This window comes from Streptomyces sp. NPDC001568, from assembly GCF_042893755.1.
Classification (GTDB): domain Bacteria; phylum Actinomycetota; class Actinomycetes; order Streptomycetales; family Streptomycetaceae; genus Streptomyces.
In genome coordinates, this window is record NZ_JBIAVF010000008.1 from 1 (window position 1) to 15952 (window position 15952).

The 15952-nt window shown below is 71.6% G+C and carries 16 protein-coding genes and 1 pseudogene; 9 read left to right on the forward strand and 8 right to left on the reverse strand.

The annotated features are described in order from the left end of the window. Positions 1 to 457, forward strand: a pseudogene (locus ACFY0I_RS16085) (2-oxoacid:ferredoxin oxidoreductase subunit beta); the annotation flags it as partial. An 81-nt stretch (positions 458 to 538) separates the two neighbouring features. Here ACFY0I_RS16085 and ACFY0I_RS16090 read toward each other — a convergent pair. Then, entirely contained in the window at positions 539 to 943 is a 405-nt protein-coding gene (locus tag ACFY0I_RS16090) for a winged helix-turn-helix transcriptional regulator (protein WP_388895381.1), read from the reverse strand. Positions 944 to 1037: 94 nt separating this feature from the next. Here ACFY0I_RS16090 and ACFY0I_RS16095 point away from each other — a divergent pair, with 94 nt between their 5' ends. The 3 genes from ACFY0I_RS16095 (at position 1038) to ACFY0I_RS16105 (ending at position 4641) form a co-directional block, all read left to right on the forward strand. Further along, entirely contained in the window at positions 1038 to 1892 is an 855-nt protein-coding gene (locus tag ACFY0I_RS16095; RefSeq protein ID WP_388895384.1) for an SDR family oxidoreductase, read from the forward strand. 161 nt (positions 1893 to 2053) lie between these two features. Beyond that, the gene (gene rarD / locus ACFY0I_RS16100; RefSeq protein WP_388895387.1) at positions 2054 to 3118 is read left to right on the forward strand and encodes an EamA family transporter RarD; all 1065 of its coding nucleotides are present in this window, start codon (positions 2054 to 2056) and stop codon (positions 3116 to 3118) included. A gap of 206 nt (positions 3119 to 3324) precedes the next feature. Further along, positions 3325 to 4641: a M28 family metallopeptidase gene (locus ACFY0I_RS16105; RefSeq protein ID WP_388895389.1), complete on the forward strand. Its 1317-nt coding sequence runs from the start codon at positions 3325 to 3327 to the stop codon at positions 4639 to 4641. 61 nt (positions 4642 to 4702) lie between these two features. Here the strand turns inward: ACFY0I_RS16105 and ACFY0I_RS16110 are convergent, their stop codons facing one another. The 4 genes from ACFY0I_RS16110 to ACFY0I_RS16125 all read right to left on the reverse strand — a co-directional run bounded on the left by ACFY0I_RS16110 (position 4703) and on the right by ACFY0I_RS16125 (position 7889). Beyond that, positions 4703 to 5119, reverse strand: a complete 417-nt coding sequence (locus ACFY0I_RS16110) for a hypothetical protein (protein WP_281210391.1) — start codon at positions 5117 to 5119, stop codon at positions 4703 to 4705. Continuing rightward, positions 5116 to 5319 (reverse strand): hypothetical protein, encoded by a 204-nt coding sequence (locus tag ACFY0I_RS16115; protein WP_234333790.1) that lies wholly within the window; start codon positions 5317 to 5319, stop codon positions 5116 to 5118. Before ACFY0I_RS16115 ends, ACFY0I_RS16110 begins: the two co-directional genes overlap by 4 nt. Positions 5320 to 5439: 120 nt before the next feature. Further along, on the reverse strand, positions 5440 to 6630 hold the full coding sequence (locus tag ACFY0I_RS16120; RefSeq protein ID WP_388895394.1) for an outer membrane lipoprotein carrier protein LolA: 1191 nt from the start codon (positions 6628 to 6630) through the stop codon (positions 5440 to 5442). A gap of 248 nt (positions 6631 to 6878) precedes the next feature. Continuing rightward, positions 6879 to 7889 (reverse strand): polyprenyl synthetase family protein, encoded by a 1011-nt coding sequence (locus tag ACFY0I_RS16125; protein WP_388895397.1) that lies wholly within the window; start codon positions 7887 to 7889, stop codon positions 6879 to 6881. Positions 7890 to 8100: 211 nt separating this feature from the next. On the opposite strand from ACFY0I_RS16125, the gene ACFY0I_RS16130 reads away from it, so the two are divergent. Both ACFY0I_RS16130 and ACFY0I_RS16135 read left to right on the forward strand, forming a co-directional pair. Beyond that, on the forward strand, positions 8101 to 9594 hold the full coding sequence (locus ACFY0I_RS16130) for a peptide MFS transporter (protein WP_388895400.1): 1494 nt from the start codon (positions 8101 to 8103) through the stop codon (positions 9592 to 9594). A 17-nt stretch (positions 9595 to 9611) separates the two neighbouring features. Beyond that, the gene (locus tag ACFY0I_RS16135) at positions 9612 to 11618 is read left to right on the forward strand and encodes a CocE/NonD family hydrolase (RefSeq protein WP_388895403.1); all 2007 of its coding nucleotides are present in this window, start codon (positions 9612 to 9614) and stop codon (positions 11616 to 11618) included. Positions 11619 to 11660: 42 nt separating this feature from the next. On the opposite strand, the gene ACFY0I_RS16140 is transcribed toward ACFY0I_RS16135, so the two are convergent. Both ACFY0I_RS16140 and ACFY0I_RS16145 read right to left on the reverse strand, forming a co-directional pair. After that, a complete protein-coding gene (locus ACFY0I_RS16140) occupies positions 11661 to 11855 on the reverse strand; it encodes a DUF397 domain-containing protein (protein ID WP_388895406.1) in 195 nt (64 codons plus the stop codon). Continuing rightward, positions 11852 to 12688, reverse strand: coding sequence for a helix-turn-helix domain-containing protein (locus ACFY0I_RS16145; RefSeq protein ID WP_388895409.1), 837 nt, complete (start codon positions 12686 to 12688; stop codon positions 11852 to 11854). Before ACFY0I_RS16145 ends, ACFY0I_RS16140 begins: the two co-directional genes overlap by 4 nt. 108 nt (positions 12689 to 12796) lie before the next feature. Between ACFY0I_RS16145 and ACFY0I_RS16150 the strand changes: the two genes are divergently transcribed. Then, on the forward strand, positions 12797 to 13036 hold the full coding sequence (locus ACFY0I_RS16150) for a hypothetical protein (RefSeq protein ID WP_388895412.1): 240 nt from the start codon (positions 12797 to 12799) through the stop codon (positions 13034 to 13036). Beyond that, complete coding sequence (locus ACFY0I_RS16155) at positions 13033 to 13344, forward strand: hypothetical protein (protein ID WP_388895415.1); 312 nt, start codon at positions 13033 to 13035, stop codon at positions 13342 to 13344. The genes ACFY0I_RS16150 and ACFY0I_RS16155 overlap by 4 nt, the downstream gene beginning before the upstream one ends. A gap of 402 nt (positions 13345 to 13746) precedes the next feature. On the opposite strand, the gene ACFY0I_RS16160 is transcribed toward ACFY0I_RS16155, so the two are convergent. Further along, positions 13747 to 14553 carry a Cof-type HAD-IIB family hydrolase gene (locus tag ACFY0I_RS16160; RefSeq protein ID WP_388895418.1) on the reverse strand — a complete coding sequence of 269 codons (807 nt, stop codon included), beginning with the start codon at positions 14551 to 14553 and terminating at the stop codon, positions 13747 to 13749. Positions 14554 to 14694: 141 nt separating this feature from the next. Here ACFY0I_RS16160 and fahA point away from each other — a divergent pair, with 141 nt between their 5' ends. Continuing rightward, the gene (fahA, locus tag ACFY0I_RS16165; protein ID WP_388895421.1) at positions 14695 to 15918 is read left to right on the forward strand and encodes a fumarylacetoacetase; all 1224 of its coding nucleotides are present in this window, start codon (positions 14695 to 14697) and stop codon (positions 15916 to 15918) included. Positions 15919 to 15952: the final 34 nt, after the last annotated feature.

A 15952-nucleotide genomic window follows, 5' to 3' on the forward strand; every position in this document is an offset into this window, starting at 1 on the left:
CGACCACCAGGGCACCGCGCTCGTCGAGATCTACCAGAACTGCAACATCTTCAACGACGGCGCCTTCGACATCCTCAAGGACAACGAACAGGCCCGGGAAGCCGTCATCCGTCTCGAACACGGCCGCCCCATCCGCTTCGGCGCCGACGGCAACAAGGGCGTCGTACGCGATCCGGCCACCGGCGACCTGCACGTCATCGAGGTCACCCCCGAAACCGAACACCGCGTCCTGGTCCACGACGCCCACGCCACCTCCCCCACCACCGCCTTCGCCCTCTCCCGCCTCGCCGACCCCGACACCCTCCACCACACCCCCATCGGCGTCCTGCGCAGCACCCCACGCCCCGTCTACGACACCCTCATGGCCGAGCAACTCGACACCGCCGTCGACCAGCGGGGCAAGGGCGATCTGGCGACGCTGCTGGCGGGCGCCGACACCTGGACCGTCACCGACTAGGCAGCGGACTCGGCGGACGCGGCGGACGGCAGCACCCGGCCGGACACGAACCGGCGGCAGGCACGACGAGGCCCGGACCCGTTACGGGGTCCGGGCCTCGTCGTGGGCCGCCCGGGCCTCGTCGTAGGCCGCCCGGGCGCCCTGGACCTCGGCCGTACGGTGTTCCGTCCAGCGCGCCAGCGCCCACACCTGTTCGGCCGCCTCCCGGCCGAGTTCCGTCAGGGTGTAGTCGACGTGCGGCGGGATCACCGGGTGCGCGTGGCGCAGGACGAAGCCGTCGCGCTCCAGCGTCCGCAGGGTCTGGGCGAGCATCTTCTCGCTGACGCCGCCCACCACCCGGCGCAGTTCGCTGAAGCGGTGGGAGCGCTCGATCAGGGCGGCGAGGACGAGCACGCCCCAGCGGCTGGTGAGGTGCTCCAGGATCCCGCGCGAGGGGCACATCGGGGTCCGGATGTCGGCTGCTTTGGCAGGGGCACTTACTTCCATGCCAGTACCTTACTTCCAAGTGGGTACTTTCCAATAGTTAGCGCTCTCCTTAGGATGGTGTCATCCACCTCGTCAACACGCACTGGAGCGCATCATGAGCATCGTCGTCACCGGAGCCACCGGATCCCTGGGCCGCCTCGTCATCGAGGAACTGCTGAACCGCGTCCCCGCCGAGCGCGTGACCGCCGTCGTGCGCGACGAGGCCAAGGCCGCCGACCTCGCCGCGCGCGGCGTCGAGGTACGGGTCGCCGACTACGACGACCCCGCGAGCCTGGCCCGCGCCTTCCGGGCCGGCGACCGGGTGCTGCTGATCTCCGGCAGCGAGGTCGGCCGGCGCGTCCCGCAGCACACCGCCGTGATCAAGGCCGCCGAGGCGGCCGGGGTCGCCCAGCTGGCGTACACCGGGATCCTCGGCGGCCCCGAGGCCGACTTCGACCTGGCGGCCGAGCACAAGGCGACCGAGCAGGCGATCCTCGACTCGGGGCTCCCCCACACCTTCCTGCGCAACGGCTGGTACCACGAGAACTACACCGCCCAGCTGCCCGGCGTCCTGGCGCACGGCGCCGTCGTCGGCAGCGCCGGCGAGGGCCGGATCGCCTCCGCGGCGCGGGCCGACTACGCGGCGGCCGCCGCGGCCGTACTGACCGGCGACGGGCACCTGAACCGGGTCTACGAGCTCTCCGGCGACACCGCCTGGGGCCTGGCCGAGTACGCCGCCGAGGTCGCCCGGCAGTCCGGCCAGGAGGTCGCGTACGCCGCGGTGAGCGCCGACGAGCACCTGGCGATCCTGATCGGCGCCGGGGTGCCCGAGGGGTTCGCCGCGATCCTCGTCGACGTCGACGCGGCCATCGCGCGCGGCCGGCTGGCCGGCACGAGCGGGGACCTGGCGCGGCTGATCGGCCGGCCGACGACCCCGGTGGCCACGGCCGTCACCGCCGCGCTGGCCTGATCCGGATCACCCACCGCGACCGGCCGGGGCGACCCGGCCGACCGGCCGTCTCACCCACCGAGATGTCATGAGTATCTCGCTTATACGGGCATGACATCGGACGCGTGCGGCGCTACCGTCGTTGAGTTGTGAGATTGGCCTGAAGTAGCACTGGAGGACCCGTGAAGGCGGAGAACGAGCAGCGCACGGGATTGCTCTCCGGATTCGGCGCGTACGGCCTGTGGGGTCTCGTACCCCTCTTCTGGCCACTGCTCAAGCCCTCGGGCGCGATCGAGATCCTGGCCCACCGGATGGTGTGGTCGCTGGCCGTCGTCGGGATCGCCCTGCTGGCGCTGCGCCGCTGGAGCTGGATCCGTGAGCTGGCCCGACAGCCCCGCAAGCTCGGGCTGACGGCGCTGGCCGCGTCCGTGATCAGCGTGAACTGGGGCCTGTACATCTGGGCGGTCAACAACGGTCAGGTCGTCGAGGCCAGCCTCGGCTACTTCATCAACCCGCTGGTCACCATCGCGATCGGCGTCCTGGTGCTCGGGGAACGGCTGCGCCGGGCCCAGTGGGCGGCCGTCGGGATCGGGTTCGCGGCCGTGGTGGTGCTCGCCGTCGGATACGGCCGGCCGCCGTGGATCTCGCTGATCCTCGCCTTCTCCTTCGCCGCGTACGGGCTGATCAAGAAGAAGCTCGACATGGGCGGCCTGGAGTCGCTGACCGCGGAGACGGCCCTGCTCTTCCCGCCGGCCCTCGCCTACCTGGTGTGGCTGGGCGTCCAGGGGGACTCGACGTTCGCCACGGAGGGCCTCGGGCACTCCTTGCTGCTGGCCGCGACGGGCCTGGTCACCGCGATCCCGCTGGTGCTCTTCGGGGCGGCCGCGATCCGGGTGCCGCTGTCGACCCTCGGGCTGCTGCAGTACATGGCCCCGGTGTTCCAGTTCGGGCTCGGCGTCCTGTACTTCCACGAGGCGATGCCGCCCGAGCGCTGGGCGGGCTTCTCCCTGGTGTGGGCCGCCCTCGCGATCCTGACCTGGGACGCGCTGCGCACTTCCCGCAGGTCGCGGGCCCGACTCGCCGCCGCCGCGGCTACCGCGCTCGGGGCGGGCCCGCAGGAGATCCCGTCGGAGACCTCGCGGACCGCGCCCCGGGAAGGCCTGCGCGAGGCCCCCGCCCAGGCGCCCGCCGCGACCCTCGCCGACGGGCCCGCCGGCTCTCCCCCGCAGACCCGCGAACCGGCGTAACACCGTCCCCTTCGCCCACCCGATCCCCGGTACGGACCCCCCGTACCGGGGATCGTCCGTTTTCCGAACCGCCCTGACCGGATTGTGGTCTTGACGGATTGTCATGCTCTCGCTGAACATCAGGCTCGCACTGACGCACTACAAGCTCACCTGCTCTATCCCCGCACGTTCCGTCTCATCCCCATACGGAATCCCGGAGCCCCCACATGAGCCTGTCCGTCTCCCGGCGCCTCGCCGCCGTGGCCGCGATCGCGGTCACCGGTCTGCTGGGCGCCACCGCCCCCGCCGCGCTCGCCGCACCCACGGCGGTCGCCGCGGCCCCCACCCCGCCCGACATCCCGCTGGCCAACGTCAAGGCCCACCTGACGCAGTTGCAGACGATCGCCACCAACAACGGCGGCAACCGCGCGCACGGCCGGGCCGGCTACAAGGCCTCGATCGACTACGTGAAGGCCAAGCTGGACGCGGCCGGGTTCACCACCACGCTCCAGACCTTCACCTCCAGCGGTGCCACCGGCTACAACCTGATCGCCGACTGGCCGGGCGGTGACCCCAACTCGGTGCTGATGTCCGGCGCGCACCTGGACTCGGTGACCTCGGGCGCGGGCATCAACGACAACGGCTCGGGCAGCGCGGCGGTCCTGGAGACCGCTCTCGCCGTGTCGCGGGCGGGCCTCCAGCCGACGAAGCACCTGCGCTTCGGCTGGTGGGGCGCGGAGGAGCTGGGCCTGGTCGGCTCGAAGTACTACGTCAACAACCTGCCGACCGCCGAGCGCGCCAAGTTCGCCGGGTACCTGAACTTCGACATGATCGGCTCGCCGAACCCGGGCTACTTCGTCTACGACGACGACCCGACCATCGAGCAGACGTTCAAGAACTACTACGCCGGTCTCGGCGTGGCGACGGAGATCGAGACCGAGGGCGACGGCCGCTCGGACCACGCGTCCTTCAAGAACGTGGGCATCCCCGTCGGCGGTCTGTTCACCGGCGCCAGCAACAGCAAGACGTCGGCGCAGGCGCAGAAGTGGGGCGGCACCGCCGGTCAGTCCTTCGACCGCTGCTACCACTCCTCCTGCGACAACACCTCGAACATCAACGACACCGCCCTGGACCGCAACGCGGACGCCATCGCCTACGCGGTCTGGAACCTCGGGGCGTCCACCCCGGTCCCGCCGGGCCCGTCCTTCGAGAACACGACGGACGTCAACATCCCGGACTCCCCCGCCGCCGGGGTCAACTCCCCGATCACGGTGTCCGGCGTCGCGGGCAACGCGCCCGCCACCACCAAGGTCGACGTGAACATCGTCCACACCTACCGCGGTGACCTCCAGATCGACCTGATCGCCCCCGACGGCACGGCGTACCGGCTGAAGAACTCCAGCTCGGACTCCGCCGACAACATCATCGCCTCGTACACGGTGAACGCGTCGAGCGAGGTGGCGAACGGCGTCTGGAAGCTCCAGGTCAAGGACGTGGCGGCGCAGGACGTCGGCTACATCAACAGCTGGAAGATCACCTTCTAGTGAAGGGTCCGGCGCCGCTCCCCACGGGGCGGCGCCGGCACGACACCTCCGGACCCCGGGGTTACGCGTCCTCCGCGCTGGAGCGCAGCGAGGCGGGCAGCGGTTCCTGGATCCGGGCGCGCAGTTCCTCGGCGACGGCCCCGATGTCGGCGCGGCCGAGCTTCGCGGCCTCCACGAGGTCGCCGAGCTCCTCCGGCGTGGGAAGTTGCCTGGCCCCGGCCACCCGCAGGTACGAGCGGGTGGCCGCGGCCGCGTAGAACTCGTTCATCGGGGATTCCAGCGCGGGGCAGACGGCCAGCGTGTGCAGGAACGCGGCGGCCCGCCAGGCGGTGTCGGGGGCGGGCTGCTCGGGCACCAGCACCAGGTCGTTCTGGTGCCGGGCGACAGCGGCGGCCACCCCGGAGGGGTCCCACACGGCGGGATCCGACGGCAGATGGTGGGCGAGGGCAGTCCAGGCCCACTCCATGGTGATTTTCAATTGCCGAACCGCTCCTGGAAGTAGCCCCAGTGGTCGGCGAACTCCTCGATGCCGGAGAGGAACGTCTTCCGGTCCTCGTCGAGTTCGCGCTCCGTCACCTCGGTGATCAGTGCGGTGACCGTCGTGCCAAGCGCCGCCGCGCGTGCCTTGAGGCGCTCGTGGAACTCTTCGTCCAGGCGAATGGTGACGTGTCTCGACATGGCCAACACGGTACAGCGGGTGTGCTGTACGCAGGAGGGGAACGGCAGAAGGGTGGCCCGGGACACAGGTCCCGGGCCACCCTTCGCGTGGTCGCCGTGCGTACGCGGCGCCGCCCGCGGCTACTTGGCGGAGTCGGCCGCCTTGACCAGCGCGTCCTTGGTGACGGCGCCGACGTAGACCTTGCCGTCGTCCGTGATCAGGGCGTTGACCAGGCGGGTCGACAGGACCCGACCCTCGCCGAACTTCCCGGTGACCTTGTCACCGAGGGAGTTCAGGAACTGCTGGGCCTCCTTGGGGGCGTTCTTGTCCTTCTCCAGCTCCTTGAGGCCCTGGCCGGCGCCGGTGTCGATGCGGGCGACGGTGGCCCAGCCCTCGCCGAGGACCTTCACCTCGCCGTTGCCGCCGCCGGTCAGCGCGTCGAGGCCGGGGAAGGACTCCAGCGCCTTGAACTCCTTGCCGTGCTCCTTGCCCTTGTCCTCCAGGCCCTCGGTCACCTTGGCGCCCTTGGGCGGGGTGAACGTGAAGGTGTCGGCGGACGGCTTGGCGAAGTCGACCTTGGTGAAGCCCGCGTCGACGATCGGCTTGCCGCCCTGGCTGGAGAGCAGCTGGACGCGCAGCGGGACGCCGTTCTTGGCGTCGACCGCGATCTGCACCGAGCCGACCGTGGAGCCGCTCTGCTTGGGCTTGAGGACCAGCTGGTAGGCGTCCCGCCCGGCGACCTGCGCCGTGTCACCGACGCTGATGTCGGTGGTCGGGCCGGCGGCCTTGAGGATCTCCTGGGCCATCTGCTGCGGGGAGCCCGCGAGCCGGTCCGCCGTCTTGTGCTCGGTGCCCTTGCCGGCGGCCTCGGGGTTCTTCTCGTGGAAGACCTCGTTGGACTTCGAGTCGTAGCCCCAGACGTCGGCGCCGTTGTGGATGAGGCTGTACTCGTCCTTCCCGTCGAGGAAGGTGAGCTTCTGGCGGTCCGGGCCGTCCGCGGCGACGCGGAAGGTGTGCGAGCCGTTCGCCAGCTGCGCGATCTTGTCCTCCGGGTTGGCCGAGCCGCCGGTGACGCCACCGCCGCCGAGGAGGCCGGAGGCGATCTTCGGCAGGCCCAGGTCGGTGGTCAGCCGCGCGGTGCCGGAGATCTGCTCGACGTCGGACGCGGCGACCTTCTCGATCAGCTGCTGCGCCGTGACCTTGGGGAGATCGGGTCCGCCGGCGTTGGCGAAGGCGGGGACCATCGCGACGGTCGCCGCCGCGATGCCCACCACCGCGACCGGTACGGCGTACCGTGCGGCCTTCCGTGAGGTCTTCGTGTTCGCTGCCATGTCAGTGCCCTGCCCTCTGTGTCGTCGGCGGCGACCCCCGTGTCGCCGCGCTCACCCGGTCCGGTGGGGTTCGATGTCTCCATCTGACCAAATCGGGGCTCCCGGGGCGTCAGCCCCCGGAGCCAACTCCGCGTACGACCGTGGGATGACTCCGGCGGGGCCCTCCTCCCCCGACCCGTAGGGGTCGTCCGGGGGGAGGGAACCGTTCCGCCGGTGTGGGGCGCGGGGCGCCCCGGGGCGGGACGGCGTCAGCCGGCGCGGTGGACCACCGCGTCGCACAGTTCCTCCAGCGCGGACTTCGCGAAGCACTCCGGCAGCGGGGCCAGGGTGGCCCGCGCGTCCTCCGCGTAGCGGATGGTGTCGCGGCGGGCCTGCTCCAGCGCGGGGTGGACCCGCAGCCGGGCCAGGACCTCGGCGTGCCGGGCGTCGTCCGTGAGGTCGCCGTCGAGCAGCGTGACGAGTTCCAGGTCATCGGGGCGGCCGTCGCGCTCGGCCATCTCGCGCAGCCGCAGCACGGGCAGGGTGGGGATGCCCTCGCGCAGGTCGGTGCCGGGGGTCTTGCCGGACTCGTGGGAGTCGGAGGCGATGTCGAGGACGTCGTCGGCGAGCTGGAAGGCGGTGCCGAGCCGCTCGCCGTACTGGGTCAGGATGTCGACGACGGCCTCGTCGGCGCCGGCCATCAGCGCGCCGAACCGGCCGGAGACCGCGATCAGCGAGCCGGTCTTGCCGGCGATGACGTCCAGGTAGTGCGCGACCGGGTCGCGCCCGTCGCGCGGGCCGGCCGTCTCCAGGATCTGGCCGGTGACGAGCCGCTCGAAGGCCTCGGCCTGGATGCGTACGGCCTCCGGCCCGAGGTCGGCCAGGATGTGGGAGGCGCGGGCGAAGAGGAAGTCACCCGTCAGGACGGCGACGGAGTTGCCCCAGCGGGCGTTGGCGCTCTCCACCCCGCGGCGTACGTCGGCCTCGTCCATGACGTCGTCGTGGTAGAGCGTGGCCAGGTGGGTGAGCTCCACGACCACCGCGGACGGCACGATTCCGGGGGCGTAGGGATCGCCGAAGCGGGACGCGAGCATCACCAGCAGCGGGCGGAACCGCTTGCCGCCCGCTCTCACCAGGTGTTGCGCGGCCTCGGTGATGAAGGGGACTTCGCTCTTGGTGGCCTCCAGCAGACCCGCCTCGACGGCGGCCAGTCCGGCCTGGACATCGGTCTCAAGAGCCTGGTCCCGCACGCTCAGTCCGAACGGCCCGACGACGGTCACGAGGGGTACTCCTGTCTGCTGACGATCACCTTGACGATCACATGGATTGTCGATGTGTCGCTGCCATCACTCAAGCCAGCGTATCCGGTCCGTTTTCGATCACCCAGAGCGCCTGTCCGGCCGCCACGCGCGCATCGCCCGATCCACCCCGGTATGTTCAGTGGAAGTCGAAACAACCGGAGAATCTGTTTTGTCCAGAACCGCGACCGATATGGACGGACCCGACCCGGAGGCGGACCAGCCGCCGCCCGGTGACGACCACGCCTTCCTGGGGCATCCCAGGGGGCTGGCCACCCTGTCCGGACTGGAAGTCTGGGAGCGGTTCTCCTTCCTCGGCATGCAGGCCATCCTCGTCCTCTACTTCGCGGACACGGTGGCGGGCGGCGGCCTGGGCATGGACCCCGGCAGCGCGGCCTCCGTGGCGGCGGCGTACGGGACCATGGTCTACCTCGTCTCGGTGGCCGGCGGGTGGCTCGCCGACCGGATCCTCGGTTCCTACCGCGCGGTCCTCTACGGCGGCATCCTGATCGCCTGCGGCCATTACGCCATGGCCGTGCCCACCGCCGCCATGACCTGGGTCGGACTCGGCCTGATCAGCGCGGGCACCGGCCTGCTCAAGCCCAACGTGGCCAGCATGGTCGGCAAGCTGTACCGCACGGACGACGAGCGGCGCGACGCCGGATTCGCCCTCTACTACATGGGCATCAACATCGGCGCCTTCGCCGGCCCGCTGATCACCGCCTGGCTCGGGGAGCGCGAGGGCTGGCACTGGGGCTTCTCCGCCGCCGCCATCGGCATGACCTTCGGGCTCATCCAGTACGTGCGCGGACGCCGCCATCTGGCCGGACGGAAACACTCGGCCGAGTTCGCCCTCGCCCCCGACGCGATGCGCGCCGCCGTGTGGAAGATCGTCGGCGGCTGTCTCGCGTTCGCCGTCATCGCCACCCTCCTGGCCGCTATCGGCTGGTTGACGATGGCCCGTTTCGTCGACGTGCTGACCCTCGTCTCGGTGATCGCGCCGGTCGTCTACTTCGCGGTCATGTTCCGCAGCCCCCGCGTCACGGCCGAGGAACGCGGACGGCTGCGCCCGTACGTGGTGCTCTTCCTGGCCTCGGTCGCCTTCAACTTCATCCTGTTCCAGGCGTACTCGACGATGATGCTGCTGGCCTCGACCAACGCCCGCACCACCATCCTCGGCTTCGACTTCCCCGCCGGCTGGTACGCCTCCGCGCTCGGCGCCTTCGAGGTGGCGCTGGCGCCCGTGGTGGCCGCCCTGTGGGTGCGGATGGGCCGCCGGCAGCCGCACGCCTCCAACAAGATCGCCATCGGGGTGATCCTGGGCGGCCTGTCCTTCCTGCTGATGGTCATCCCCACCTCGGGCCACGCCGACGAGACCTACAAGATGGCCGCCTGGTGGATCGTCGGCTCGTACCTGCTGCTGGGGCTCGGCGACGTGCTGCTGGAGACCTCCGGCATGTCCGCCACCACGAAGCTCGCCCCCAAGGCGTACGCCAGCCAGACCATGGCCCTGTGGTTCCTCTCGTTGGCCCTGGCCAACGGCATCCAGGCGCAGGTCGTCAAGCTCTACGACCAGGTCTCCCACCCCGTCTACTTCGGCGTCAACGGCGCCATCGCCGTCGCGGCGGGCCTGGTCGTGGTCGCGCTGGCGCCCTGGCTGCGCCGCACCATGCACCCCGTCCACTGAAAGGGGCCCGACCACCGATGATCATCCGTACCGAGTTCCCGTACGGGACCACCCACGAGGACGTCCGGATCCCGCTGCCGGACGGGGTGGAGCTGTACGCGCGGATCTGGCGCCCGGTGACGGACGAGCCCGTCCCCGCGCTACTGGAGTACCTCCCCTACCGGCTCACCGACTGGACCGCGCCCCGCGACCGCCAGCGCCACCCCTGGTACGCCGGGCACGGCTACGCCTCGGTCCGCGTCGACGTGCGCGGCCACGGGTGCAGCGGCGGCCTTCCGGGCGACGAGTACGACGCGCGGGAGCTCGCCGACGGGGTCGCCGTGGTGGAGTGGCTGGCGGCGCAGCCTTGGTGCACGGGCGCGGTCGGCATGTTCGGGATCTCCTGGGGCGGCTTCAACAGCCTCCAGATCGCGGCGCTGGCCCCGCCGGCCCTGAAGGCGGTGGTCACGGTCTGCTCGACCGACGACCGCTACGACAACGACGTGCACTACATGGGCGGCTCCGTCCTGGCCGTGGACATGCACGCGTGGGCGGCGACGATGCTGGCCTTCGCCGCCCGGCCGCCGGACCCGCTCTTCGTCGGCGACGGCTGGCGCGAGCAGTGGCTGGACCGGCTCACCGCCGTCGAGCCCCTCGTCCACACCTGGTTGGCCCACCAGACCCGTGACGACTACTGGCGCCACGGCAGCGTCTGCGAGGACTACGGGTCGGTGAAGGCCGCGGTGCTGGCCGTCGGCGGCTGGCACGACCCGTACCGGGACGCGGTCCTGCGGCTCGTCGAGCACCTGCCGGCCGGACGCGTACGGGGCCTCATCGGCCCCTGGTCGCACCAGTACCCGGACCGCGGACTGCCGCCGGGCCCGGCGATCGGCTTCCTCCAGGAGACCTTGCGCTGGTGGGACCACTGGCTGCGCGGCGACGACAACGGCGTCATGGACGAACCCCTGCTGCGCGCCTGGATCAGCGACTCCCACCCGCCGGCCACCGTCTACGAGCGGCTGCCGGGCCGCTGGGTGGGCGAGCGGGCCTGGCCGTCCCCGACGGTCGTCCCCGTCTCGTACGGGCTCCAGGGGCCCCCTGTCGTGGTCGCGTCGCCGCAGCACACCGGGATCGACGCGGGCCGCTTCTTCCCCTTCGGCAACGACGCCGACCTACCGCCGGACCAGCGCGAGGAGGACGCCAAGTCGGCCTGCTTCGAGTTCCCCGTCGGGGCGGGCGAGCCGGTGGAGATCCTCGGCCGGCCCTCGGTGACGCTGCGGCTGCGCATGGAGGTCCCGTACGGGCAGGTCGTGGCCCGGCTGTGCGACGTCGCCCCCGACGGTTCCTCGACGCTGGTCACCCGGGGCTCGCTGAACCTGTCGGCGCGCCACGGCCGGGACCGGGCGGCGCCGTGGACCCCGGGCGCGACCGAGGACGTCACCTTCGAGCTGAACGGCATCGGGCACGCGTTCCCGCCGGGGCACCGGATCCGGCTGGCGGTGTCGTCCGCGTACTGGCCGTGGATCTGGCCGCGGGCCGGCTCGGAGCACGGCTGGACCCTCGACCCGGCGGGCAGCACCCTGGAACTCCCCGTCCGGCCGCCCTCCCCGCGCGCGGACGAGGGAATCGTCTTCGAGGCCCCGGAACAGGCCGCCCCGCTGGGGGTGTCCTACCCGGACACCCTGGAGGAGCCGCGCCCGGAACGCCTGGTCGTACGGGACGTCGCGGCCGGCACCTGGCGCCTGGAGGTGGACCCCCGCTACGGGGGCACCCGGGTGTACCCGGACGGGCTGGAGTTCAGCGAGGACGCGCGGGAGGTGTACGAGATCCAGGAGTCGGACCCGCTGTCGGCCCGCACCCGCTCGGAGTGGAGCATCCGCCTGCACCGGCCGGAGTTGGGCTGGGACGCGAGGGTGGAGACCCGCTCGGAGATCTCGTGCGACGAGGGCGGCTTCCTGACGTCGAACGAGGTGGTCTGCCGGGAGGGCGACGAGGTCGTCTTCCACCGCACCTGGGAACGCCGGCTTCCGCGCGCGGCGGGCTGACGGCCGGTCCCCCGGGCGGCACGCCCGGGGGAAGGCCGGCGCTCAGACGGCCTTGACGCCGTCCACGAAGGCGGCGAACGCGCCGGCGGTGAAGCCGAGCACGGGGCTGTCGTCACGCTTGGAGTCCCGAACGGGGACGACACCGCGGGAGTGGGCGAGGTTGGTGGCGACCTCGACGCAGGCGCCACCGTTTTCGCTGTACGAGGACGTGAACCAGCGGGGGGATTCGGTCGTCACGACGTGCCCTTTCGTAGCTGATCGATCATGGCCACAGAAGCCGACTGCGAGAGGGCTTCGGCCTGGAGTTGATGGTAGGCCGTCAGCATGGGCACCACGGAGTTGTTATCCCTTTCCAAATGGCCCCGTTGGGCGGATTCGGCGTAGGACATGATCGCGCGATCAGGCATGGTCAGAACGTAGAACGGCAGGCTGAGCGGACGACGCTCCCCCATGGTGAACGGAGCGACCTGGAGCACCGTGTTCGGCAGCTCGGCGAATTCCAGCAGCCGCGTGAACTGGTCCCGCATGAGGTCGGGTCCGCCGATGGGTCGACGCAGGCAGCTCTCGTCAAGAACCGCGAAGACCACGGGAGGAGGCGTACGGAGCAGCGAGGCTTGTCTGTCCGCGATGACGGCGATGCGTTCGCCTGCCTGATCGGCGGTGATGGCTCCTCGTTTGACGGTGCTCTCGGTGACCACCGTCGCGTACTCCGGCGTCTGGAGCAGTCCGGGTATGACGCCCACCTCGTACAGGCGGATCTCCACCGCCCGGCTCTCGTACCCGAGGAACTCCGGGAAGCCCTCCAGCAGTACGCCGTGCCGGATCTCGCGCCACTCGCGCTCGAACGACTTCTCGCCCTGGCCTGTGCCGAAGACCTCGTCGGCACTGCGCGAGAACCGCAAGGTCGGCACTTTCCGCCCGGTTTCGACTGCTGACACGTGCGTACTGGAGTACCCGAGCCGCCCGCCCAGGAACTCCTGCGTCCAACCACGCTCCTCCCGCCAGCTGCGCACACGCGCCCCGAAAGCCGCCTGCGGTCCACGTTCGGGATTCAACTCCTTGCGGTTCAAGGTCCCCTGACCAATCTTCCGTTCCAATTCGACAGGTTGAAGCCTCCCCCGGCCAGGGCCATCCTGAACCCGATCGGTAGCGAATCGACTACGGAGAGGAACGGTGTCATGTGTGAAACACAGCCCCTTCAACCCCCGTCTCCCGGCGCGCTCGTGGTGGACACCAGTCGGGGCGACCGGGTCGGGGAGTTCCGGGGTGTCGCCGGCCCGTACTGGGCCCTGCGGCCCGTGCGCGGCGGGGCGGAGTGGGAGGCGGAGCCGCGGTACGTGCGACCCGCCGAGCCCATGGAGCGGATGCGCGCCGAGAACGCGCGGCGCAACGCGCGCAGCGCGAAGGGGTTGCTGTGAGCGCGCCGCCGCCCGAAGGGGACGACACCGGGGCCGAGTTGCGACGCATGGAGTCGGACCCCGCCTACCGAGCGCTGTTCCTCGCCCTGCTGGACTCGGCCTTGGCCCGGCGGAACGCGGAGCGCGGCGCGTTCGCGCTCGGGGCCCTGGCGGCGGCCGAGCGGCTGCGGGGCCTGGTCCGTCCCGATCCCGACCCGGCGGCCCGCCGGGCCCGCGCCGACCGACGGAGTGCGATGGCCCTGACGGTCGGGGCGATCGCGTGGACGTGCTGCGTGGCCGGCATCGTCGCCCGGGGGTGGCTCGCGTGAGCGACGGGCCGCCCTCTCCCCCGCGTCCGGGGTGCGGCGCGTCCGGCACCCTCTCGGCGGCTCACCTGGAGGTGCTGGCGCGCCTCCTCTGCGCGCGGGCCCTGCGGGAGGTCCTCGCGGCCGGTCCGGAGCTGCGTTGCTCCCTGGACCGGCACGCCGGCCCGCACCTGGACGTCGTCCTCGACCCCGGGTCCGGCGACGCCCTGTGGGCCCGCTGGTCCGACGGGAACGGGCCCGACGCCGAACCCGACACGGTCCTCGCCCTCCCCGACTGCCCGGCGACCACCGGCACCGACGCCTGCTCCCACCCCCTCGACCACCCCGGCGACCACGGCCCGAACCTCCCGGCCCCCGCGCCCACGGGCCCGTCGATGCCGACATGGCGTCATGTTCCGACGCCCGTCAGGCGTACAGCCGCTCCAGGACCACCGCGATGCCGTCCTCCTCGTTCGAGAGGGTGACCTCGTCGGCGACGGCCAGGAGTTCGAGGTGGGAGTTGGCCATGGCGACCCCGTGGGCCGCCCACGCGAACATCGGGACGTCGTTCGGCATGTCGCCGAAGGCGATCGTGGACGAGCCCGGGATGCCGAGCACCTCGGCGGCCCTGGCGAGGCCGGCGGCCTTGTCCACGTCCAGGGGCTGGAGTTCCACGGTGTGTTCCCCGGCCATGGTGACGTTCACCAGGTCGCCGACCACCGCGCGCGCGATCCGGGTCAGCTCGTCGTCGTCGAGCCGGGGGTGCTGGAGGAGGACCTTGTTGATCGGGGCCGTCCACAGGTCGGCGCGGCGCGGTACGCGGACGGTCGGCAGGTGCGGGTGCCACATCCGATAGCCGGGCCCTATCAGCATCTCGGCGTCGAGGCCCTCCTGGTTGACCGCCGCCCAGACCTCGCCGATCTCCGCCTCGATCTTGCCGAGGGCGACCTCGGCGAGCCCCCGGTCCATGGAGACGGAGTGCAGCAGGATGCCGCGCGCCGTGTCGTACACCTGCGCGCCCTGTCCGCACACCGCGAGCCCCTCGTAACCGAGGTCGTCGAGGACGTGTCGAACCTGGGGAACGGGCCGTCCGGTGACGACGATGTGTTGGGCGCCGACGGCCCGGGCCGTCGCGAGGGCCTTGTGGGAGCGGGCGGAGACGGTGTCTCCGGCGCACAGCAGAGTCCCGTCCAGGTCGGTGGCGATCAAGGCATGGGGGAGGGCGGAAGTCACGGCGTCAAGGATACGGACCCCGTTGGACAAGTCCTACAAATAGCGCCCGAATCCGGCCTCCCACAGACCCCACCTGGCACGTAACGTGTCAACAAGCCCCCGGGACACCCCCGGCCCGCGTCGAAAGCGAGGCAGCACCCCATGCCCCAGCAGAGCCCCCTCGATGTTCCCGAGGGCGACCCGTTCGGGCCGCACAACCTCCCCTACGGCGTCTTCTCCACCGCCGGGGAGGACCGTCGCCGGATCGGCGTGCGGATCGGCGGGCACGTGCTCGACGCGGGAGCGGCGGCCCTCGCGCTCGGCTCCCCGTACGCCGGACTGCTCGGGCAGTCCTCGCTGAACCCGCTGCTCGCCGCCGGCCGCACCGCCTGGCGCGACGTGCGCCGCGCGCTGACCGCCTGGGTCACCGACCCCGGCCACCGCCCCACGGTGGAGCCGCACCTGCTGCCGCTGGACGCGGTCACGCTGCACCTGCCGTACGAGGTCGCCGACTACGTCGACTTCTACGCGAGCGAGCACCACGCCACCAACGTCGGGAAGATGTTCCGCCCCGACGGGGACGCGCTGACGCCCAACTGGAAGCACCTGCCGATCGGTTACCACGGCCGCTCCGGCACCATCGTGGTCTCCGGCACGGACGTCGTGCGCCCCTCCGGGCAGCGCAAGGCGCCCACGGACGCGGCGCCCGTCTTCGGGCCGTCCGTGAAGCTCGACATCGAGGCCGAGGTCGGCTTCGTCGTCGGCGCGCCGTCCGAGCTGGGCCGGCCGGTGCCGCTGGCCGACTTCGAGGACCACGTCTTCGGACTGTTCCTCCTCAACGACTGGTCGGCCCGCGACGTCCAGGCCTGGGAGTACGTCCCCCTCGGCCCGTTCCTCGGCAAGTCGTTCGCCACGTCCGTGTCCGCCTGGGTGACCCCCCTGGAGGCCCTGGACGCGGCCCGCGTCGCCCCGCCCGCCCGGGACTTCCCGCTGCTGCCCTACCTCGACGACGCCGACAGCGACCGCCCCGGCGGCTTCGACCTGCACATCGCCGTCTCCATCAACGGGCAGGAGGTGGCCCGGCCGCCGTTCGCGACGATGTACTGGACCGCCGCCCAGCAGCTGGCCCACATGACCGTCAACGGCGCCTCCCTGCGCACCGGCGACGTGTTCGGCTCCGGCACCGTCAGCGGCCCCGAGGTCGACCAGCGCGGCTCCCTGCTGGAACTCACCTGGAACGGCCGCGACGCCATCGAGCTCGCCGACGGCAAGCGCACCTTCCTGGAGGACGGCGACACCGTCACCCTGACCGCCTGGGCGCCCGGCGCCGACGGCACCCGCGTCGGCCTCGGCGAGGTCACCGGCCGGATCGTGGGATCGCGCTAGTCCGTCCCTCGGGACGACGGGTTCCCGCAGGGTG